We start from the raw sequence: 21,186 nt of genomic DNA, 5'->3' as shown, positions 1-21,186 counted from the left end.
CAACCCAAATGATAAGTTGAAGGTTCTTTTTTATGACTTTATAAGTTTCTGTTGATATCCCACTCATGAATTTCAAATCCACGCGCACCGTGATCGACATAAGGATCTTGTTTAACAAAAGTAATGGCTTCATCTAAATCTCGAGCTTTATAAATAATCAATCCTCCGTCACCGTCTGTAAAACGGCCATATAGTGGAACGATACCTTCTGCATGCATCTTCTCAATAAATTTCAAATGCTCTGGTCGGTATTGATTGCTTTTTTCTTCGTCTTTCATTGGTAAAAATACTGCGAAATGTTTCATTGTATTTGGTCCTCCCATAATCGATTAACTCTCAGTAAATTATTATCCTCAAATTCTAATTTTAAAACATCAGGCATCGCAAGTGTTTTCCAAAAGTCAAAATCAAACCTAGAATCAAAATATTGCATGATTAACGTCATAATATTTCCGTGCGTTCCTATAACAATACTTTTACCGCGGTACTGATTTAAAACTTGATTCAACGTATTCACACCTCTTTTTTGAGCTGCATGATTGGACTCCCCACCTGGTAAAGATAAAAATTCATCTCTCCAAACCTGTTGGATTGCTGAATCAAAGTCTTTAACAGGTTCTCCTGCTAGACGACGCTCTTTGAATCCATCTAAAACCTCAACTTCCAGGTCACGGTCCTTAGCCACGCCTTCCACAGTTTGTACAGCACGTTTATAAGGACTTGACAGCACAACATCAAATTTATAATCCTTTAAAATGTGTCGTACATCTTGAGCCTGAAGAAAACCTTTTTCAGATAACGGACGTCCTAATTCATCAGGTGTATATGTAGAATGAGCATGACGAACGAAGTAAACTAAAGTCAATTAACTCTCTCCCCTTTTTTTTCGATCTCCTCAATATCTTGCAACAGTAACTTTTTACTATCTTCAACTTTAATTAAATCAGTAAACTCTTTTGCCATAACTAAGTTCTTTTCTTTTTTCTCTGTATTATTAAGTAGCATTTGCGCTCGAGCCATTGCTTCATAACCATACGCGATAAAAAATGGTGGTAACTCTGCTTTTCGACTGACATCAATACAACGCTGTGCGTAGTGTTCAGCCTGCGGGCCATTTCCTACTACTGCGTATACACGCGAAAGCTGCCAATACCCAATTGAAAGATTCTGATCAGTATGATCTTCCACTTGAGTCCAGTGCCAGAATGACGAATGACACATTTGAACCATTTCTTCATTTTGTGCATCCGTACGTTCTGTTAAGTCTAATAAATCCCAAACGTTATTAAAACAATTTACTGCCAGTTGTTTATGTGTATATGTTTCCATATGTATTTCTCCCCTTCTTGCACTTATGGTATGTCAATTATATCCCAGGATGAGATAATCCCCAATAATGATTCATCAGACTTTCCACTGTGCGTAATCAAAATTGCATCAATACGATTTTCTTTATTGACTTGTTCTTTAAAAATATCCTCTGCTTCATAAATGGTTAAATCACGCGACACAAACTGATAATTATCCGGCCCTTCTTCATACCCCAAAATTTCTTCCAGCTTTGTATCTTCTCTCGATAATACATCATCTTCCACCGTTTTAGCTAACCAATTCGTTATTCCATTTCCTGTGATCAGACCTTTAAACTCTTCCCCTTCATATACTGGAAACTGAGAAAACGACGACTCTTTAATCACGATTAATATGTCAGTAAGTGAATCAGATACGCTAAACGATTTAACCTCTCGCGAAAATCGAGGGATGACCTTTTTTGGTTCAGTTAATTCCTGCATGACATTCTCAATTTTCTCAACAGTAGATTCATGGGGTTCTGCAATCACATACTCAGGTTCTGTCCGCTCATGGACAATCGCATTACGTAAAACCGCAAATTCCAACAAATCATCCTTAAACCGCTGCACAATCTTGTGATTTTGAGACACTTTATTTACCGCCTGGCTAAATCCTGTGTGGTGCCCATTTCCGCCTAAATGATCATTTAAATATTTTTCAATTTTATTAAAAGCAAACAAAAAGCGCTCCGAATCCTTCATGTCACGTCCCCTTTCATAGGATTATTGTGACACTAAAAACCAAATGTCATTCTTCCAGCTTCTTCACTTGTATTTTTCATTAGACCACAACTCAACTCCTGTTCACCAAACAAAAATTTACAAATTTTGCAGGATTGGAACCAATGTATATGGAATTAATTAGTTAACTACTCAAGTTGAAAATTTAGTACTTAAGTTTTTTGCTTAGTACTCAAGTTTATATAACTAATACTTAGTTTTAAAGGAGTTTTATCATGAAAGCTTTACTTGTTATAGACGTACAAAACGGGATTGTGAACGCTAAGGACTTTTCAGAAGAACTAAAGAATATTGAAAAAATCATACAAGACTTTAAACACCAAAATCTGCCGGTCATTTTCATGCGCCACATTGATCAGGAAGAAGAAAGTCCGCTTCACCGAGAATCAGAAGGTTCGAAACTGTATCAACCCCTGGCACCTTATGCCGACTACACCATCGATAAATCGACTCCAAGTTCTTTTTATCAAACCGACTTAACAGCGACTTTAGATAAACTGGACGTCGATCACGTGTTCATAACAGGATTTAATACAGAATTTTGTTGTCTATTCACAGCTATTGCTGCCTTTGACCGGGGTTATAAAGTCACTTTTATTGAAGACGCAACTGGCACAGTGAATGATGAAGATACCTATGAAATGAAAGGATTAGACATCAAAGACTTTATTGGAACAGCGCTACATTGGACGAATACTATGGAAGTTTTGGAATATGAAGAATATATAGAGGACTATAGATAAGGAGCAAATCCATGGCCAACACTTACTTCTTTACAGGATTTCCCGGTTTCATTGCTAATAACTTAATTCGCCACCTCATCAGGAAGCAAGAAGTGAACCATATTTACTTACTCGTTTTACCTCATATGATGGAAAAAGCTGAGCAGGTAGTCCAGTCCATCGCAAATGATGAGAATATATCATCTGAGCAATTTCAACTTTTATCAGGGGATATTACACAACCAGACTTAGGGATTGAGGAATCCATTCAACCCTATTTGCAAGAACAAATCACTCACGTCTTTCATTTAGCAGCAATCTACGATTTAGCCGTGCCAAAAGCCATTGCCTATAACGTAAATGTAAATGGCACACGTCATGTTAACGATTGGGTGCAAAAACTTACAGCACTAAAACGATATATTTACTTCAGTACAGCCTACGTTTCAGGCAAGCGTACAGGAAAAATTCTTGAAACAGAGCTCGATCAAGGACAAACATTTAAAAACCATTATGAAAGCACCAAATACGAAGCCGAAGTATTAGTCGACGCACTTAAAGAACAAGTACCCACAACGATTATACGCCCAGGTGTAGTATGCGGCGATTCCAAAACAGGCGAAACCATTAAGTTTGACGGCCCGTACTTTATGTTAAATTTATTTGATTCATTAAAAAAATTTCCCTTCATCCCATACATAGGGAAAAGCCAGGCATATGGCAACTTCGTCCCAGTTGACTATATTTTTCTCGCAACAGTTTATCTGGCTCATGCCGAGGTATCTGCAGGTCGAACATATCATTTAACCGATCCCAACCCATACCCGATGAGAGACGTTTACGCGATGTTGATGGAGGAATACTTGAAGCGAATGCCTAAAGGCACCATACCAACTAGGGTTGCTAAAGCAGGACTTTCACTAAGCTACATGCGTAAATGGCTTCGTGTCGAGAAGGAGTCACTCGACTACTCACGTCTCATCGCTGAATACGATTGTACACAGGCCCAACAAGATCTAAAAGGTTCTGGTATTGAATGCCCTGATTTTAAAGATGTGGCACCAGTTATGGTGAATTTTTATCGCGAAAACAAAAACAACCCAAATTATCAAATTCACATCAGCTAGTTATTCACAGAAGTTGTCGATTGCTGAACTTATGCACAACGATTTTTGAAAGTTTTTGATGAAATAGTGTGAAAAATACTCATTTACACACAGTCTGTTGATAAACCTGTGAATATATGGGGACAAATCTACATTTATTGGGGATAGCTTATGGAAAACTTGCGGATAACTCAAGATAATGTTGAGATAACCACATTTCCGTGTGGATAATTTCGATTTTAATGTTTTTATCTGTGGATGATGTTAATAAGTTGTGTATAAGAAGGTTAATAATCAACACTTACCTTTAATACATTTTTAGTACCACTATTAATTACTATATTTTCACAATAATTACACATCAATAACATATTGTAAGAATTATGTAAATTATGTTAATCTTATAAAGAATTTGTTAATAACACCTTATACATAAGTTTTTCGGTGTTAAATAATTATTTGGGGGAATAAGCACATGAAGATTGTTGGCTTTTTCATGATTTTAATCCCTGTATTGGTCGTCGCTGCAATCTTAGGGGTTTTGTGGTGGGTTTGGATGAAATTTCGCTACAAGACAGCGAAATCAAACGAAGCACTAATTATTGCGGGTCCTAGATTAGGTAACCCGGAAAAAGAAACAAACATATTTACCGACGATGAAGGTCGTTCCATGAAGATTATTCGTGGTGGTGGACATTTACTTAAAATGCACCAAACAGCAACACCGGTAGACTTAAACTCGTTTCAGTTAAAACTAACGACACCGCGTGTCTACACGAATGGCGGCGTTCCAATTGTTGCTGATGCCGTTGCTATGGTAAAAGTAGCCGACACGTTAAAAGGTATTGCACTATATGCTGAGCAATTCCTGGGCAAGAAACAGAAAGAACAAGAAGAAGAGATTTCGGAAGTTTTAAACGCGAATCTGCGTGCGATTTTATCAAAAATGACGGTCGAACAGATTAATGAAGACCGTGAAGAATTTAACCGACAAGTAACAGAGGTTGCCCAACAACAATTAGATGAAATGGGTTTCAAAATCACATCTCTAGGTTTACAAGACTTACGTGATGCTGATGAAGAAAACGGTTATTTAGATAACTTAGGTCGTCCACGTATTGCGGAAGCTCGTAAACGTGCTGAATTAGCAGAATCAGACGCGGATAAAGAAACACGTATTCACCGTGCGACGAACGATCAAGAAGCGAAAGAACAAGAATTTGAACGTCAGACTGAAATTGCTGAATCGAAGAAGTCCAAAGACTTAAAAGATGCAGCAATCAAAGAAGAAACTGAACGTGCTCGTGCGAAATCAGAGCAGTCATACCAGTTAGAAAAAGCTCGATTAGACAAACAAGTTCAGGAAGAAGAATTGAAATTAATCGCTCAACAAAAAGAAGAGGACCTACGCTTGAAACACCTAGAGCGCGAACGCCTAGTTAAGCTAGAGGAAGAAGAAGCTAAGGTACGTAAAGCAAAAGCTGACGCTGATTACTATGAAACAACTAAAACAGCTGAAGCAGAAGCAAGAAAAGCACAAATTGATGGGGAAACAAAAGCTAAAATTAATCGTGAACAAGGTCTTGCTGAAGCAGAAGTTATCCGTGAAAAAGGTGAAGCAGAAGCAGAGGCTAGACGTAAGCTAGCTGAAGCAATCTCTGAACATGGTGACGTTGTCATTGCTGAGAAACTCATCGAAATGCTTCCAGCTTATGCACGCGAAATTGCACAGCCACTTGCTAACATTGATTCTGTTAAAGTCATTGATAGTGGAAATGGAAATGGCGTCAATGCTTATGGACAACAAGTAACAAGCACAATGGCACAAATTCAGGAGCCATTAAAAGACTTAACAGGAATTGATATTTCAAAACTTTTATCAGACCTCGCTAACCGCGGAAACACACATACCGTGATTCGCGAAGCAGATGAAAAAGAAGAATCTAAAGAATCGTCCAGCGATTTATTAACTCTTGAAGAAGAGGAAGAAGCAACACAGCAAGAATCAAATAAAGAATAATCGAAAGATAAGAAATACACATGGGAAGACATTCTCATGTGTATTTTTACATAAGAGGTGTTTAAAATGTTCGAAATCTTACTTGTGATTTTAGTTTTCGCGGCAATGTTTTGTTCAATATTTGCATGGTACAACACAAAAATATTAATGGATGATTTAGAAGATATTAAAGATCATTTAGGGATTGAGAAAAAAGAAATTAAAAGCTTTTTGGATAAAGATTTAGATGGTTAAAAGGAGTGTGCTTTTGTGTATAAGTTACTCACTGCACTGTTAGTGTTTTCATTATTGATGGCAGGGTGTAAGGATGAGTTTAAAGACGATCATTTATCTGATTTAGAATGGTTTGATTCTAAAGAAGAGGCTCTTGATCATCATACCTCCCCTTCTCATGAATTAACTCTCATCCAGACTATTAATGATGAGGAAATTATTTTAGCAAGCTTGAATGGTCACACATTTTATATGGCTGAGATAGTTGAACGAAATAAGAAACACGCAGTAGCCCAAATTACCGCGTCTTACTCTTTAAATAATACAGTTGGTGGAGAAATTGGATTTAGTTCACTTAATAAGCATAGCTATAACATTAAGTTTTCAAAAGACCAAGAGCAAAACCACCTTCCCGCTTCCTCCAGTGAGAAGTTTTACTTCCATATAACAACCGAACAAAAACATTCAGATGATGTCACCGTTATTTTAAATGGTATTGAATCTGTTGAAACATTTAGCAACTAAAAGAAAAGGACTTAGATATATTAAACGATCTAAGTTCTTTTCATACTCTTTATTTAATCACGAACAATCCCGTGACTTGACCCCGTCAATACTTCTTTGCCATGTTGATTCGTATATGTCGATATCATTTCTATCCGTTTGCGACCTTCTTGCTGCTCAACCTTTGTCAATTTCAGCTCGCATGTGATCGTGTCGCCAGTAAATACAGGTCGAATAAATTCGTTAACCATCTCTCGTGCTATGTAATTCAAATCCCCACCAATTTTCGTGGCTATACTGGCTGTTAATAATCCCTGGACCATTAATCTTCCTTTTTCATCAGGTTCGACATGGTGATTACCCTGATCCCCTGAAATTTTTCCGAACTCAATAACATCATCGTTAGTAAATGTTCGCTCCCATGTGAAAATGTCATTTGTTTTTATCATAAGCACTTCTCCCTCCGCTGTTTGTATTAGTATATCAAAACCTCCGGAATTTTCTCACTATTCAGGCTATAAACCCTAATATACCAAGGGTCTGACGCTAAAATCAGCCTTTAGAATGAGCGTAAATCAATCTGCATACCGTTCAGAAAAACCCCTCTACCACGTAAACTATGAGTAGAAGATAACAAATGGAGGTTTTAAAGATGTTTGATATATATAATGCGAATTTAACAAGAATGAATGATATTAGAAATGAATGTATGGATCAACGACAAAAGTTCAAAGAAAACAAAACTCACAAACCACACATTTTCCGAAATGTTTTTACTAAAAAGCCACAGGGTAAACTGGCTTAGGGAAAGAGTATTGGCTCCCCGATACTCTTTCTTGAACAAAATGTGAAAAGATTTCCAAGAAAGTCCAAAAATCAGACTTAAGTCTGAAGCCAAGATTCAATCTCGGTACTATAATAACGTTTGGCTTAAGGAAATTTTAGCCATAGGAGGGATTTTAATGTTTGATATTAGCTCAACAACAACTCGCATCAAAGACATGCGCGATCAATACATCAGAGAACAAAAATTCAACAAGAAACAAAAATAAAATCTTAACACTACTCAATTTTATGACATCATACACGAAAGGCTGAAGGTCGCCTTCACCTTTCGTTTAATATAAATTTTCAAAATATTATAATAAATAACTACAATTCGCTATCCGCTCTATGCGGGTAGCTTTTTTCTTGGTAATCTATAAAAAAGAAACGAGGTTTTACTGTGAGCAGAATCCCATATTATGAGCAAGAATCATTTCATTTCAGACCAGAGGTTCATGTCAAAACACGAATTAAAGAAATCGCTAACTCATCTGATATCGGGGCAAAAATAGCTTTAGGGTGGGAACATAAACTTGAAGAATTGTTGAATGAAAAGTACCCCGTAAATCATCCAGTCGGTAAAGAAACTTTTTCATTATATGGCGATTTCCCTTCTGGTATTTTTGAATATGCCTTAGATATTGATGGAGCAACAATGTTAATTAAAGAAAAACAAATGACTCCAACGATATTTAACCCTGGCGATATTATTCACGCCGTCGATCAAGGTAATGTTAATACAGATCCAAGCAAAATTAATCCCAACCATAAGAATCCTGTTATGATAGTAAAAAGCCAAGTACTTACAGATAATCAGTTTTATTGTATTAATGGTAATCACCGAATCAATGAAGCATTTAAATGTGGTGCTAATGATATTGAGGTTTACGCTTTTGAAGAACTGGATATTGTCCCAATATTTTACGATCAATTAAGTGAGGCAATCTATTACTTAGAAAATGATTATCAATATCTGGTCGAGGGGAAGCCTCTTCCTAAAGGATTTAATTTAGGAGCGTACATAAAAAAATAGGAGTTTGTTATATACGAACTCCTATAATCTCTTATATAATAAATAAAATATATCTACTAAAACCCCTGCGATTATTGCAAGAAAGACATTACTGAAAAATTGATTTCATCTGAAAATAGGTTATAGCCCAGCCATACATTATTGGGTTCCAGAGTATAAATTAACGTATATGGAAAAGGAAAGCATATTCATATCTACTAATTCCTTCATCCGCATAATGACCAGGTAAAAATAACGGTAGAGCAGCTAAAACTAAGCTTATATATACAATTCTTTCCTTGGTCATCCAAATCTACCACCCTTAAATGTTTAGTGCCATCCGCTTAGTTTTTAACATATATCCAAAGAAATCCTCATCATATTCTTCAATTAATTCAAAGCCCTTAGCTTCATAAAATTGTTCTCCAACCGTGTTCCCCTTCTCCACTTCGACAAAAATTCTATCGAACTGTTTCAATTCTTTTATGCCGGCATCAAGCAGCATCGTGCCAACACCCTTACCTTGCGCGTGAGGCAAAATATAAATTGCACCTAAATCAGCGCGTTCTCCATCTGTAAAAAAATTAGAATAACCAACAATCTCCCCTTTTAGTTCTGCAACAAACAAAATGGAGTGCTCTACTTTTGCTTTCATCGTCTCATCTGAATAGGCACGACTAATAAACTCATCTTGAATCTCTCTTGGAATTAAACCGTCATATGTATTGTGCCAGGTTTCTTTTGCCACTTTTTGTATATATGGAATGTCATTTTGAATAGCTTTTCTAATGGTGATTTTATTGGTCATTTAATTTCCCTCCGTACAACATTAGTACATACTGCAACCACCTGTTAACATGGCTAAAAATAGCCCCAGAACCATTAGGATTAATGCCGCCTTCCCATAATTATTAAGGTTTTCATTATCATGGCCAAAAGCTAATACTAATACTGTAATAATATTTACAATTGGTATTGCAGTTAGGATCAGTATTAAAATCCAAGCTCCCAAAGATACAACTTCATCATCAGTGTAATTATGATCACTTTTGAACCCCCGATTTTTTTGTTGTTCGTTTATCAGGTAGTCTTGATGGTTACGATAATCCATTAATACTCCTCCTTATTTTTTATCCTCAAACACTTAACATCGTATCGTTTTCTACATTAATGTATCTAACATTTTCAAAATTATGTTCAACCGCATTTTGATATAACTGTTGAAGCATTTCCTCTTGTTTACAAAAAATTTCTACATACTGCTGATCAATGATTAGCATGGACAGTTCACAATCACTCTCCATAAACTCACCAAAAGTCTTAATCATTTTTATTTCAGAACCTTCTGGAAAAGCTTTAATATCTGCGAATATTAAATAGTAAGTATTGTCTTCAAAGTATGATTGTAAATTCGAGCTGTTCATATGGTTGATTTCTTCTGTAAAAAGAGGCACTATATCTTCCGGTAATGCGAATTTATTCTCAGTCTTTTTTAAATAAGACTCAACATCATCGAACCACCAGTTATACTTGCTCATATTGATAGGTTTTAAGATTTCCCCGAGATAATTTCCATACTCATTTGGGATTTGGAAACTAAGAGCTTTCATACAATCTAACCTTTCTTAGATTATTTCTTATACGACTTTTTCTATTAAAGGCTGTATCCGCTCAATAACCCTTTTAGGCAAAGCATTATTTATGGCATTCTCCAAAATGCTTGGATGTTTGACACCATTTAATTTAAAGTAATTCTCAATCATGGCAACCTTCTTTTCTCTACCCGGTATTAATTGATAGAGTATGTACCAGCTCTCTAATGTACAAAACGGCACATCTACACCTTCTACATCGTAAAATTCAATTTGTTGTTCTTCGAATGGAAGGACGTAAACCCCATCTTCATGTCTAATTTTAAACTCCCCCATCACATCCATCGATAGATCCAATATATTAAACTCATAATAATAAGTTGTTGCATAGGGATCTAGTGGGGTAACAACACGCTCTTCGCCTAATTTGACCAACTCTCCTAATATTTGATTAACCCCATCTCTATGAACAATAATATCCATATCATTCACTTGATTAATGATGTCGCGTTGCTTTAATAGGAGAGATCCACCTACTGCCCATTTTGAATTAGTTTTGTTTAAATGATTAGCGACTAATGCTACAGTTTGATTGTTTATTGTTTCCACCCTACTTTCTATGTAAATAAACGATTTAATATGATGTTTATTCCTTCTCATAATTCTGATAATTAACTAAATGTTACCATATTTTATAAGTAAAGTAATGAACATCTAAAAAAATAACCTAATAAACCATTCACGAAATGACAACACCTTCATCACAAAGTTGAACCGGTCAATATTTTAGGCTTTCCGGACTTCTTTTCAGCGTTTCCGGACATATCTTAGTGATTTCCATGGTCGAACCTTGTCGAAAACACTTAAAAACAGTAGTTTTCCGGGCTTTCATTCACTACTTTCGGACTTTTTCCCAAAAAAAACCCCAACCCACAATAAGGTTGGAGCTTATCTACATTATTTTAATACAAACTGCGTTTCACTGTAGCCGTCACGAGATTTATTGACTTCAAGTATTGCTGGTATGGCTGATTTCAGTTCCTGCACGTGCGAAATCACACCAATCATGCGTCCGGATTTCTGCAGGTCAATCAACGTATCGATGGCCTTATTCAATGACTCATCATCAAGAGATCCGAACCCTTCATCGATAAACATTGTCTCAATCGACACACCACCTTTAAAGCTTTGGATGACATCAGACATCCCGAGTGCGAGACATAATGAAGCGTTAAACTTTTCGCCTCCAGACATCGTTTTCACATCGCGATCCTGACCTGTGTAAACATCATACACATCAAGTCCCAGACCACTTTGACGACCGCGTGCTTCCTGGCGATCACTGCGCTTCAAATAGAACTGCCCATTCGATAAGCGCTTCAACCGAGCATTTGCCGCATCAACAATCTGATCTAAATATTCGATTTGTAAATACCGCTCGAATGAGATTTTACGATCATTTTGACCACGAACCACATCATACAAATCAGCAATGCGATTAAGCGATTTCTCCTGTGCATCAACTTGCTCACTCGCTTCAACGATTCGCACCTTCAAATCAGCCACATCTTTTTGACTTTGAACCGTGGCATTATATGCTTGTAACACTGATTCATACTGATCCTGCGCTTCTTTGAGCTTTAACTCATATGCGCCTAACTCGACTTTTTCCTGATCCGTTAACTGCTCACGAAGCTCGCCAAGCCGTGCATTAACTGTCGCTAACTGCTGGTTAAACGACTCAATCGCATCTTTCAACGCTTTACGCTCTTCTTCCGTTCGTTTCGCGTTTCGATACTCTTCTTCATTGGAAAAAGCGCCGTCAGTCAGTGCTTGCTGGAAGACTTGCTCCGCCTTCTCAAGTTTAGCCTTTGCCTCTTGTAGCGAAAGACCACCATTCTGATTATGAGTGGTAGCCTTCGCAACCTGCTCACGTGCCGTATTCAGCTGCTGTTGGGCTTTCTCCCAAGCCTGTTCTAACTCCAGTTTTTTAGCTTCTGTTTCTTTTATTTTTGCTTCAAGGACACTTAGTTCACGAACGTTTTCTGGCACAGAATCAAGAAGCCCGTCATAAGTGACCTTAGCTTTTTCGTATTCAAGCTTTTGTTCTTCATATTGTTTTCTTAAATTTTCTTTATTCGTTTCAACTTTTTTAATTTCGTCGTTTAGTTGCTCAGAACGTTGTCGATACGCTTTTAGATTTTCTGAAGTGTGGTTAAGCTGTTCAACTTCTTTTTTAAGCGTTTTACCCTTTTCGACTAACCAATCAAATGTTTGATTGATATTTTCGAATGAGATGTCGTACTCTTTTATGACTTCTTTCTTTTCTTCCAGTTGGTCATTCTTCGCTTTGTACTTGGCAACCACTTCGGTATACGCTTGGTACTTTTTATCATATATTGCTTTCGCATGATCAAGTTCTTCTTTTGAAGGTGTTTCAATAGCAATTTCAGCCTTATTCGAATGGTCAACACTACCACAAACAGGGCAAGGTTCACCATCATTAAGATGTTCAGCTAAGATTCCTGCCTGTCCATGAACCCATGCTTGTTCCTTTTGTTCAAAGAATTGCTTTGCTTCTTTATAAGCTTGTTCGTTCGCTCTTAACTGTTGACTAAGTTCACCATGTTCACCCGTTAATTTAATATAACTTTGAATCTCACGGCATTTTTCTCGTAGTAGTTGTAATTCTTCTTGTTTTTTAGGTAGTTGATCGACGGCTTCTGTTCCTTCATTAATCTGTTTCTCAAGTTTCTCTTTTTCTTGTTGTGTTTCAGTTAAATGAGTTTCAATAGACTTATATTGAGTGGCATTTTGCTTCATGGCGGCTGCCGCTTCATCGACAAATTTTTTCTTAGAATTTAACTCTTCCACTTTTGGGCGAAGGTCTTTTAAATTCTCAACCTGTTTAGAAATTGCTTCTCTTTCACTTTTTCGTTCTTCTTCGGTTTTGAAGTGGGATTCAGCCTGTTCTAATGTCTCGTTTGCAGTCTTTAGAGCCTGCTCTGCATCTGCTTTCGCTAGTCTTTTCTGAGCTTCATCCTGGCGCAATTCTTTCACATGGGATTCATGCACCTCAATCTGGCTGGCGCGCTCACTTTTTTCTAATAAAACCTGTTGTTCTTTAATTGAGGGTTCTTTCGTTTGCAGTTCAGAACGTTTCTTTTCGTATTGTGCTAATTCCTCGAATTTTTCATTTAAGGCTTTAGCTTTTTGGTATTGGTCCTGCATCTTTTGAACGTGTTCGGAAGCTTGACCTTTTTCTTTCTGCTTAACTTCGACTTGTTCTTTATAAAACTTGGCTTCGCCTTCAAGACCAATAACAAGCTGGTTCATATTGAAGTGATCTTGTTGCAGCACCTGAAAAAGTTGTGATTCCTCGCGTTCGGGTAGTTTTGAACGAATCTCTGAAACGTAGTGGTCACGCATCTGTTTAATGCGCTCAAATTCGTCTTCTGCTTCTTTCTTCTTCTCCTTAAGGCGGTCGGTGATTTCCTGGTAAGGATAGGTTTGGAATATACGACGCAGGATTTCTTCTTTATTTTCCGTCTTGGAAGTAAGGAGTTTACGAAATTCTCCTTGAGGAAGCATGACGATTTGGGAAAACTGATCCTTAGTTAAGCCTACAAGTTCTTCTACACGCTGGTTAATTTCAGAGACCATTTGGCGGTCAACACAAGGAACTTCGCCAGTCTCTTCTAATTGGAAGAATTCATATTTCTCACCGGTTGCGGTTTTATTTCCTTGTTTAACATGACCGAGCTGACGTAAGATTCGGTAGGTTTTACCGTGTAATTCAAAAACCAGCTCAACACTTGTATGTACTTCATCATTCGCAAAGTCACTGCGTAGCATTTTATAATCCTGGCGGTCTTCCCCGCTCGCTGATCCGTATAAGGCAAAGCAGATGCCATCAAAAATCGTTGTTTTGCCGGCTCCGGTTTTACCGGAAATCACAAACAGACGATTTTCTTCAAGCTCTGAAAAATTTACGATTTCTTGATCTTTATATGGGCCAAAGGCGGTCATCGTTAGTTTTATCGGTTTCATCGTTTTCCCTCCTTATTTCGTCACTGCCTCGCGTTTTTGGTTTAATACATCATCTAATACTTCTTTAAAAATGTCTTCTGTTTCATTAGCCGCGGCCTCGCCTTTAACTTCTTCATAAAATGCTTGGAATAATTCAAAATCACTCAACTTATGGCGTTCAACTTTTTCAGTTCCGTCCGAATCTTCAGTTGGGCTCACGATTAGTTTTCGTTCAACGTGCATCGCGTTCGGATAAACAGATCGAATTTTTTCCATCGGATATAAGACAGGTGTTTCATCAAGTAATCTAACAAATACGTAATCTTCGCTCATATCATGCTTCAAGAGCTCGTCCATAGTTGCTTCAATGGTTCGCATATCACGACGTGGGATAAGCTCACGTTTTTCCACAGATGTTGAGCCATCTTCAGCTAGGTCTACCACTAAATAACCCTTTTTATGGTTCTCTTCTGAAATTGAATACTTAAGTGGTGAGCCGGCATAACGAATCGTTTCATTTCCCACATGGTGTGCCTGGTGCAAATGGCCAAGGGCTGTATAATGAAACTTTTCAAAATGTTTGGCATCGACATGCTCTGCACCCCCGATGGATAACGGACGTTCGGAGTCACTGGTATTGTCTTCAGGCTCACCGAATGGCGTAACAAATTGGTGACCGACTAGGATATGACGTGCATTCGAGTCCATTTTTGATGAGAGTTCTTCGATAATTCGACGGGATGCATCATCATGACTTCGAATGTCATCGTCTTCAAATATATAACGAACGACACTTGGATCGACATAAGGGATTAAATGAAAATGGACCTCACCGTGTTCATCTGATAAAACCACGGGCACTAGCTCTTTACCTAACTGGCCAACGATATGTAGACCTTGATCACGCATGATTTTAGAGCCAAAGTTCAGACGCCCTGGGCTGTCATGGTTACCTGCAATCGACACCACTGGAACCTTTAAATCTATAATAATTTCTCGAAGGATATCATCTAGTAAATTTACTGCATCGGTTGGTGGTACTGCACGGTCATACAAATCACCTGCGATGACAACCACATCTGGTTTTTCATTACGAACATCTTCAACAAATTGGCTAAGGACATGCTTTTGATCCTCTGTCATATAAACGCCTTGAACAAGCTTCCCTAAATGCCAATCAGCTGTGTGGAAAATTTTCATCGATTTTCATCCCTTTCTAGTAAACTACTATTATTTTAACATGTGATGATCTTGATTTTGGTAAATTATAGCCACAAAAGTTAACTTGAAATTTATGGAAATATATTTTTTTATAATATTAAATTAATTATTGGAATAAAATGATAGCACTTGGATTAAGACATGTTATGAAAGCGGTTAATCATCGCTGTAATGCCTTTTCAGAGAGCTAGTTAACTTGACAATATTCATTTCAGTTACTAGAATAATATACTAGGAATACTGCGTATGGAAGCGTTAACATCAAAAAATCTATTATATTATGGGGGGAATTTTTGTGAAGAAGTTGTTTGGATTTTTAGCAGTTTTATTAGTATCAACTCTAGTACTAGCAGCTTGTAGTGGGGGAGCTGGAGACAAAGCTAAAGTAGCAATTGGTCCAGCTGGTAGTGCGACAAACACAGTAACGACTGAAATTTTAGGTGCTTATGGACTTGAAGCAGGCGAACATTACGAAGTGTACGAAGAAGGTTTCGGCGACGCAGCTGATTTACTTCAAGATGGAAACATTGATATTTCTTCTGGTGTATTAGGCTTACCAGCAAGTAGTATCAACAACTTACAGGCATCTGTAGGTGATGTTAAATTCCTATCAATCTCTGATGACGTTATTGGAGATATTGAAGAGAAGACAGGTTATATGCGTTTCACGATTCCAGCAGACTCTTACGATTTCCTAGAAGAGGACGTTCAAACTGTAACTGCTTATGCAATCCTAATGGGTAACACTAATACGATCAGTGAAGAATTAGGATATCAACTAGCAAAAGCAATGGTTGAAAACTCAAGTGAAATCACTCACGCTCAAGGTAAGCAAATGATTCTTGATAACGCTTTAAGAGGTTCTGAAGGACTTCCAATCCACCCAGGTGCAGCAAAATACTATAAAGAACAAGGATTAGAATTTGATAACCCAATCGCAGAGCTAGGCGATGACGCTAACAGCATGGACCTAATCTTAGGTACAGGTAGCTCAGGCGGTACTTACTATCCACTAGGTGGTGAGATGGCAAACGTTTGGAAGAACAACATTGATGGTCTAAACGTAACATCTACTGAAACAGGTGCTTCACTAGATAACTTAGCATCTATGCGTGACGGTGAAATGGACTTAGGTATGACGGTTCACGTTCCAGCACAAGATGCGGTTAATGGTGAAGGTGAATTTGACGGTGGAGCTATTGAAAACGTAGCGTTCATTGGTCATATCTACCCTGAGGTTATACAAATCGTAACTCGAGAAGAAACTGGAATTGAAAGTTTCGAAGATTTACAAGATTAATAACACTGACGAAGAGATAACGCCGTTTGACGTTATCTCTTCTAATTTTCTCGAAAGGCGGGATGTCTATGCAGCAAGAACAACACAATCAAGTAGACGCGGATGAAATCAGGGAAAAATATGACCGTGAAAGTAACCAACGTACGAATATTGGAAAATGGGCCTGGATTGTCGCTTTTCTAGGCATCTCTTTAACCATTTTCCACTTATATACTGGATATTTTGGTGTTATTCAGACTCAAAAACAAGGCGCCATTCACTTAGGTACTGCACTGGGACTTATTTTTCTATTATTTCCCGCAAAAAAAGGATTACACAAAATACAAAAAGGAATCCCTTGGTATGATGTAATTCTAGCGTTTGTATCTATATATGTGGCTTATCACAAAATATTTTTCTATGACGCTTTAAGAGATGCCAGGATTCAAGGTTATACGGAATTCGACTTTTTAGTTTCTGTACTTGGAGTCTTGTTGCTACTTGAAGCGACTAGACGAGCAGTTGGTTTACCAATCGTAATTGTGGCCGGTGCTGCAATTCTTTACACACTTTATGGTAATGTTATCCCAACTCAAGTGTTATCTCACCCAGGTTTTGACTTGGACCGTATTATGAATCAGCTTTGGTTTGAAGACAGCGGTGTGTTCGGTACACCCATTAAAATTTCTGCCAAATTTATCTTCCTCTTCTTATTCTTTGGGGTCATGCTGATTCATACGAATATCGGTAAGTTTTTCAATGATTTAGCTTTTGCGCTAACTGGAAGATATACAGGTGGAACAGCTAAAGCAGCAGTTTCTGCCAGTGCATTACAAGGTATGGTATCTGGAAGTTCAGTTGGTAACACGGTGGCTTCAGGTTCTTTCACGATTCCAATGATGAAACGAGCAGGTTTCAAACCGGAATTCGCAGCTGCGACCGAAGCATCTGCCTCAACTGGTGGTCAAATTATGCCACCACTAATGGGTGCAGCCGCTTTTATCATGATGGAGTATATTGGCGTTAGTTTTTCTACCATTATGTTAGCAGCATTAATCCCAGCCATTCTGTATTTTACTGGAATTTTAATTGGTACACACTTTGAAGCAAAGAAACTGGGCATTTTAGGTCTACCTAAAGATCAAGTGCCAAGCTTTAGAAAACTAATGAAAAAGCAAGGGTACTTATTATTACCTCTTGTGATTATTGTTGGGACAATCGTTGTTGGGTTTACACCACAACGTGCAGCATTAATGGGTATTTTCTCAGCATTTTTAGTTAGTTTAATTCGCAAAGAAACACGTATGTCAATTAAACAAACGATTAAAGTCCTTGAAGAAGGGGCGCGGGTTGCCCTACCGGTAATTGCTGCGGTAGCAACTGCAGGTATTATCGCTGGTGTCGTTAGTATGACTGGGCTGGGTAACAAGTTTGCGGATGCGATTATTGCGTTATCTAACGGTATCTTACCACTAGCATTAATCTTCACGATGTTAGCATGTATCGTTTTAGGTATGGGGCTTCCAACAACAGCGAACTATGTTGTAACAGCAACAGTTGCAGCTCCAGCATTAATCAACAACTTTGGACTTGAGCCAATCGCAGTTCACATGTTTGTTTTCTACTTTGGTATTGTTGCAGATATTACACCACCTGTATGTTTAGCAGCCTATGCAGGCGCAGGTATAGCCAATGCCAATCCGTTTAGGTCCGGAACGACTGCCGTTAAGCTCGCCATCGCTGCCTTTATCATTCCATATATATTCGTGACTCAACCTATCTTACTTTGGGTTGATGTTGAACCACTTGCTTTAGGCATGGCTATAGCAACGGCCTTAATTGGAATGATTGCGATAAGCAGTTCGTTAATTGGGCATTTCTCAGCCGCTTCAAAAGTTTGGGAAAGGTTTATTCTTTTCGCAGGCGGTATGATGATGATTATTCCAGAAACGATCACAAACATCGTTGGTCTTGTTTTAATCGTTGGTGTTTGGCTGCTTCAAAGATCACGCAGAAAACACAAAGACCAGGATCATGACGGGGTAGCAGCCGCACAAGCTTAATATACAAACTCGCCATCTTATTGGCGAGTTTTTCTTTTGAATTCTATTAAAATCTGCTAGAATTTTATTCAGGGAGTGAACATATTGAGCAAAAGACGTTTAAACATAACAGGAACAATTTCTCTAGAAGATTATCAAATACATAATAAACACCATAAAAAGAAACTCGTGCTTGGTTACTTTTTGTTTGTAATGATCACATTTGCAATTGTATTACTGGCAACGGGTACAGTGACAGGATCTCTTCCTATCGTGGTGATCATTGCCCTAATATTAGGATCTGTCATTGGTGGGATATCCACGTTTATGCTTCTTATCACTAATAGGTTTGTTGCTAAACGAGAATATAAAAGTGATCAACTCATTCAAGAAGAAATGACTTTAAGTATAGGACCAAAAGGAATTGAACAAAAAATTAGAAACTCGAAGACATTGTTTGAGTGGAAACATTTCATTAAATTTAAAGAACACCCTCAACTATTTCAACTCTATGTATCTAAAAATAAAGCATTGATTATTCCAAAACACTTTTTCGAAACTGATGAAGAGATAAAACAATTTAAACATGAAGTTGAAGAACGAACACAACTCACTGCCCAATCATGATGAAGATAAACAAGCAGCAAAAGAAATTGCGCATGCTGTCTTATTCCATACAGAATCAGCATTACCACAAGGCTCATTCGTGAGAAGTCCATTACAAGAAGTTGTACATTTGGCAGACGAACGTGATAAGCAACCTGGAGACGCGCACCACTATAGAGATATGGATAAACAAGAAGAGCTAAGGCTGATCCGTAACATCGACGCTCAGCTTGATGAAATTTTCCAAGAACAGATGACAAGTTAAGAAACAAGGGCTTGCCAAATTGCACCCTTGTTTTTTTTGTACATACTATTATTGATAATATAAACTATTAAATAAAGAAATGATTACAAAGGATGGTTCAATGATCTATCAATTTAAAATGACGATTAAAGATAGTAAGCCACCTGTTTGGAGAAGGATTTTAGTAGATAGTCAATCTACTTTTGCTGAACTACATGACATCATACAGTTGGCATTCGATTGGGAGAATGAACACCTTCATTCGTTTGAATTTAGAGAAGAACCTGTTTATGGGTCTAATTTCTACTATATTGAAAACACACTTGAAGAGTTTCAACTTCCATTTAAAAAGACCCTTTCACCTGCTGAAGAGATTTTAGAAGACCATTTTATTGAAGTTAAAGACAAGTCTAACTATTCCTATGATTTTGGTGAAGACTGGGAACTGGAAATAAGGCTTGAATCCGTTCTAAACCCTGATCCTGATGCCTTGTATCCACAATGTATCAAAGCACGCAGGGATGGTCCTGGTGAGGTACACAAAATTTGGTGGCTGAAAGATCAAGCTGAAGAAACCGAATTTGACCATAAAGCCATTGCCCGAGAAGTGGATGAAGCGCTAGAACCACTCAAGCGACCAGCTTCTAACTCTGGCCAGGAAATTCCAAATGAAGAGTGGTTAAGATTATTTAAATTAGCAGATGACTTTAATAAACTCAAACCTTGGAAAAGATTATATGACGATCAAATCATAGCTGTATACATTCCCGAGCTTGATGATTATGCTTTTTGTTCGATTTTAGGACGAAATGGAGAAGAATTTGGATTAGTTGCTTACATTGGTCAAGTTGGATTAAAAAATTTATACACACTATTAAACGATCAAATAGATTCGATAGATGAATTTGCCAGAAGTCAAAGTGCGATTCAACTTTCATTATCTGACCGAGAAGAACTTGAACCTGAAGACTATGAAATTATTAAAAGCTTAGGTTTGTCTTATAGAGGTAAGAAGCAGTGGCCACTATTTAGAACTTATGTGCCCGGCTATTACCCATGGACTCTAAGCAAAGAAAGCTCTTATATTTTATCGATCGCTTTAGAAGAAGTAATTAAAGTCATAAAACGAATCAATACGATGCCTTTTGAATTACCCGATTCCACAAACGGGGAATTTTTTGCAAGAACACTTAATAACAGTGAAGAGTATAACGATGCAGTATTGAAGATTGATTGGGGAGAACTATTAAATTACGAGGTTCCGTTAGTTGTCAAAGACTTAGATATCAAAGGTGTTCAAAAACAATTTCAAAAAGCAAATATTTCTTTGGAATTTGATAGTTTTCAGCTCAATGAACCGGTCCAGAACAAACCAGAAGAAAGACCTTTTTATCCAAGAATGTTTGTTGCAGCGGATTCGAGTAACGGCATGGTCATTTTCCACGATATGCTAGAACCGGGACCATTCACTGAGCAAATACAATATACATTTTTAAAACTCGTTGAAAATATAAACGCTATTCCGAATAATGTCGTATTGCAACAAGAAGCCTATCGGCACCTCTCACCTTTACTGGAGCAATTGAATATTCAAAGTAATGTGAAAGAAACACTCCCAAACATCGATGAACTTAAACAAGGCATGTTAAACAACCTGCCATTCTAAGTTGAAAAATGA

General features: G+C 37.6%; 23 protein-coding genes. 11 read left to right on the top strand and 12 right to left on the bottom strand.

Features of this window, described 5'->3' with window-relative positions; genetic code table 11:
- Window positions 1-38: 38 nt before the first annotated feature.
- The 4 genes from E3U55_RS06640 to E3U55_RS06625 are packed head-to-tail and all read right to left on the bottom strand — an operon-like array spanning window position 39 to window position 2,054.
- A complete protein-coding gene (locus E3U55_RS06640) occupies window positions 39-305 on the bottom strand; it encodes a YciI family protein (protein WP_134339647.1) in 267 nt (88 codons plus the stop codon).
- Complete coding sequence (locus E3U55_RS06635; RefSeq protein WP_134339646.1) at window positions 302-865, bottom strand: histidine phosphatase family protein; 564 nt, start codon at window positions 863-865, stop codon at window positions 302-304. Before E3U55_RS06635 ends, E3U55_RS06640 begins: the two co-directional genes overlap by 4 nt.
- The gene (locus E3U55_RS06630) at window positions 862-1,329 is read right to left on the bottom strand and encodes a hypothetical protein (RefSeq protein ID WP_134339645.1); all 468 of its coding nucleotides are present in this window, start codon (window positions 1,327-1,329) and stop codon (window positions 862-864) included. Before E3U55_RS06630 ends, E3U55_RS06635 begins: the two co-directional genes overlap by 4 nt.
- A gap of 23 nt (window positions 1,330-1,352) precedes the next feature.
- Window positions 1,353-2,054 (bottom strand): CBS domain-containing protein, encoded by a 702-nt coding sequence (locus E3U55_RS06625; RefSeq protein WP_134339644.1) that lies wholly within the window; start codon window positions 2,052-2,054, stop codon window positions 1,353-1,355.
- A gap of 254 nt (window positions 2,055-2,308) precedes the next feature.
- Between E3U55_RS06625 and E3U55_RS06620 the strand changes: the two genes are divergently transcribed.
- From E3U55_RS06620 to E3U55_RS06605, 5 genes are all read left to right on the top strand, one after another.
- Window positions 2,309-2,836: a cysteine hydrolase family protein gene (locus E3U55_RS06620; protein WP_134339643.1), complete on the top strand. Its 528-nt coding sequence runs from the start codon at window positions 2,309-2,311 to the stop codon at window positions 2,834-2,836.
- Window positions 2,837-2,847: 11 nt separating this feature from the next.
- The gene (locus E3U55_RS06615) at window positions 2,848-3,942 is read left to right on the top strand and encodes an SDR family oxidoreductase (RefSeq protein ID WP_134339642.1); all 1,095 of its coding nucleotides are present in this window, start codon (window positions 2,848-2,850) and stop codon (window positions 3,940-3,942) included.
- A 454-nt stretch (window positions 3,943-4,396) separates the two neighbouring features.
- Window positions 4,397-5,941, top strand: a complete 1,545-nt coding sequence (locus E3U55_RS06610) for a flotillin family protein (RefSeq protein ID WP_134339641.1) — start codon at window positions 4,397-4,399, stop codon at window positions 5,939-5,941.
- A gap of 66 nt (window positions 5,942-6,007) precedes the next feature.
- Window positions 6,008-6,175, top strand: coding sequence for a hypothetical protein (locus E3U55_RS17300; protein ID WP_153801912.1), 168 nt, complete (start codon window positions 6,008-6,010; stop codon window positions 6,173-6,175).
- 15 nt (window positions 6,176-6,190) lie between these two features.
- A complete protein-coding gene (locus tag E3U55_RS06605) occupies window positions 6,191-6,679 on the top strand; it encodes a hypothetical protein (protein ID WP_134339640.1) in 489 nt (162 codons plus the stop codon).
- 53 nt (window positions 6,680-6,732) lie between these two features.
- Here the strand turns inward: E3U55_RS06605 and E3U55_RS06600 are convergent, their stop codons facing one another.
- Entirely contained in the window at window positions 6,733-7,107 is a 375-nt protein-coding gene (locus E3U55_RS06600; protein WP_134339639.1) for an FAS1-like dehydratase domain-containing protein, read from the bottom strand.
- Window positions 7,108-7,883: 776 nt separating this feature from the next.
- Between E3U55_RS06600 and E3U55_RS06595 the strand changes: the two genes are divergently transcribed.
- On the top strand, window positions 7,884-8,516 hold the full coding sequence (locus E3U55_RS06595; RefSeq protein WP_134339638.1) for a hypothetical protein: 633 nt from the start codon (window positions 7,884-7,886) through the stop codon (window positions 8,514-8,516).
- Between the two features lie 160 nt (window positions 8,517-8,676).
- Here the strand turns inward: E3U55_RS06595 and E3U55_RS17805 are convergent, their stop codons facing one another.
- The 7 genes from E3U55_RS17805 to E3U55_RS06565 form a co-directional block, all read right to left on the bottom strand.
- Window positions 8,677-8,802 carry a hypothetical protein gene (locus E3U55_RS17805; protein ID WP_267195381.1) on the bottom strand — a complete coding sequence of 42 codons (126 nt, stop codon included), beginning with the start codon at window positions 8,800-8,802 and terminating at the stop codon, window positions 8,677-8,679.
- A gap of 15 nt (window positions 8,803-8,817) precedes the next feature.
- The gene (locus E3U55_RS06590; protein ID WP_134339637.1) at window positions 8,818-9,303 is read right to left on the bottom strand and encodes a GNAT family N-acetyltransferase; all 486 of its coding nucleotides are present in this window, start codon (window positions 9,301-9,303) and stop codon (window positions 8,818-8,820) included.
- 21 nt (window positions 9,304-9,324) lie between these two features.
- Window positions 9,325-9,606, bottom strand: a complete 282-nt coding sequence (locus tag E3U55_RS06585) for a hypothetical protein (protein ID WP_134339636.1) — start codon at window positions 9,604-9,606, stop codon at window positions 9,325-9,327.
- Window positions 9,607-9,631: 25 nt separating this feature from the next.
- Complete coding sequence (locus E3U55_RS06580; RefSeq protein WP_134339635.1) at window positions 9,632-10,105, bottom strand: DUF2691 family protein; 474 nt, start codon at window positions 10,103-10,105, stop codon at window positions 9,632-9,634.
- A gap of 27 nt (window positions 10,106-10,132) precedes the next feature.
- A complete protein-coding gene (locus tag E3U55_RS06575) occupies window positions 10,133-10,696 on the bottom strand; it encodes a nucleotidyltransferase family protein (protein WP_134339634.1) in 564 nt (187 codons plus the stop codon).
- Between the two features lie 348 nt (window positions 10,697-11,044).
- On the bottom strand, window positions 11,045-14,137 hold the full coding sequence (locus E3U55_RS06570; protein ID WP_134339633.1) for an AAA family ATPase: 3,093 nt from the start codon (window positions 14,135-14,137) through the stop codon (window positions 11,045-11,047).
- Window positions 14,138-14,149: 12 nt separating this feature from the next.
- A complete protein-coding gene (locus E3U55_RS06565; protein WP_134339632.1) occupies window positions 14,150-15,316 on the bottom strand; it encodes an exonuclease SbcCD subunit D in 1,167 nt (388 codons plus the stop codon).
- Window positions 15,317-15,632: 316 nt separating this feature from the next.
- On the opposite strand from E3U55_RS06565, the gene E3U55_RS06560 reads away from it, so the two are divergent.
- The 5 genes from E3U55_RS06560 (at window position 15,633) to E3U55_RS06540 (ending at window position 21,174) form a co-directional block, all read left to right on the top strand.
- Complete coding sequence (locus tag E3U55_RS06560; RefSeq protein ID WP_228547490.1) at window positions 15,633-16,637, top strand: TAXI family TRAP transporter solute-binding subunit; 1,005 nt, start codon at window positions 15,633-15,635, stop codon at window positions 16,635-16,637.
- Window positions 16,638-16,699: 62 nt separating this feature from the next.
- The gene (locus E3U55_RS06555) at window positions 16,700-18,679 is read left to right on the top strand and encodes a TRAP transporter permease (RefSeq protein WP_407644100.1); all 1,980 of its coding nucleotides are present in this window, start codon (window positions 16,700-16,702) and stop codon (window positions 18,677-18,679) included.
- A gap of 84 nt (window positions 18,680-18,763) precedes the next feature.
- On the top strand, window positions 18,764-19,285 hold the full coding sequence (locus tag E3U55_RS06550) for a YcxB family protein (protein ID WP_134339629.1): 522 nt from the start codon (window positions 18,764-18,766) through the stop codon (window positions 19,283-19,285).
- A complete protein-coding gene (locus E3U55_RS06545) occupies window positions 19,251-19,529 on the top strand; it encodes a hypothetical protein (protein ID WP_228547489.1) in 279 nt (92 codons plus the stop codon). Before E3U55_RS06550 ends, E3U55_RS06545 begins: the two co-directional genes overlap by 35 nt.
- 100 nt (window positions 19,530-19,629) lie before the next feature.
- Window positions 19,630-21,174 carry a plasmid pRiA4b ORF-3 family protein gene (locus E3U55_RS06540; protein WP_194840834.1) on the top strand — a complete coding sequence of 515 codons (1,545 nt, stop codon included), beginning with the start codon at window positions 19,630-19,632 and terminating at the stop codon, window positions 21,172-21,174.
- The last annotated feature ends 12 nt before the right edge of the window (window positions 21,175-21,186 follow it).

Origin of the sequence: Filobacillus milosensis (assembly GCF_004402015.1) — a bacterium.
GTDB lineage: Bacteria > Bacillota > Bacilli > Bacillales > Alkalibacillaceae > Filobacillus > Filobacillus milosensis.
This window is presented reverse-complemented; position numbering and strand designations above follow the sequence as displayed.

Excerpts from the sequence above, each read along its gene's own strand:
- E3U55_RS06620 (WP_134339643.1), top strand. The coding sequence starts at position 2,309 with ATGAAAGCTTTACTTGTTATAGACGTACAAAACGGGATTGTGAACGCT.
- E3U55_RS06555 (WP_407644100.1), top strand. The coding sequence starts at position 16,700 with ATGTCTATGCAGCAAGAACAACACAATCAAGTAGACGCGGATGAAATC.
- E3U55_RS06600 (WP_134339639.1), bottom strand. The coding sequence starts at position 7,107 with ATGATAAAAACAAATGACATTTTCACATGGGAGCGAACATTTACTAAC.
- E3U55_RS06630 (WP_134339645.1), bottom strand. The coding sequence starts at position 1,329 with ATGGAAACATATACACATAAACAACTGGCAGTAAATTGTTTTAATAAC.
- E3U55_RS06610 (WP_134339641.1), top strand. The coding sequence starts at position 4,397 with ATGAAGATTGTTGGCTTTTTCATGATTTTAATCCCTGTATTGGTCGTC.
- E3U55_RS06580 (WP_134339635.1), bottom strand. The coding sequence starts at position 10,105 with ATGAAAGCTCTTAGTTTCCAAATCCCAAATGAGTATGGAAATTATCTC.
- E3U55_RS06585 (WP_134339636.1), bottom strand. The coding sequence starts at position 9,606 with ATGGATTATCGTAACCATCAAGACTACCTGATAAACGAACAACAAAAA.
- E3U55_RS06570 (WP_134339633.1), bottom strand. The coding sequence starts at position 14,137 with ATGAAACCGATAAAACTAACGATGACCGCCTTTGGCCCATATAAAGAT.
- E3U55_RS06640 (WP_134339647.1), bottom strand. The coding sequence starts at position 305 with ATGAAACATTTCGCAGTATTTTTACCAATGAAAGACGAAGAAAAAAGC.
- E3U55_RS06590 (WP_134339637.1), bottom strand. The coding sequence starts at position 9,303 with ATGACCAATAAAATCACCATTAGAAAAGCTATTCAAAATGACATTCCA.
- E3U55_RS06565 (WP_134339632.1), bottom strand. The coding sequence starts at position 15,316 with ATGAAAATTTTCCACACAGCTGATTGGCATTTAGGGAAGCTTGTTCAA.
- E3U55_RS17300 (WP_153801912.1), top strand. The coding sequence starts at position 6,008 with ATGTTCGAAATCTTACTTGTGATTTTAGTTTTCGCGGCAATGTTTTGT.
- E3U55_RS06625 (WP_134339644.1), bottom strand. The coding sequence starts at position 2,054 with ATGAAGGATTCGGAGCGCTTTTTGTTTGCTTTTAATAAAATTGAAAAA.
- E3U55_RS06540 (WP_194840834.1), top strand. The coding sequence starts at position 19,630 with ATGATCTATCAATTTAAAATGACGATTAAAGATAGTAAGCCACCTGTT.
- E3U55_RS06615 (WP_134339642.1), top strand. The coding sequence starts at position 2,848 with ATGGCCAACACTTACTTCTTTACAGGATTTCCCGGTTTCATTGCTAAT.
- E3U55_RS17805 (WP_267195381.1), bottom strand. The coding sequence starts at position 8,802 with ATGACCAAGGAAAGAATTGTATATATAAGCTTAGTTTTAGCTGCTCTA.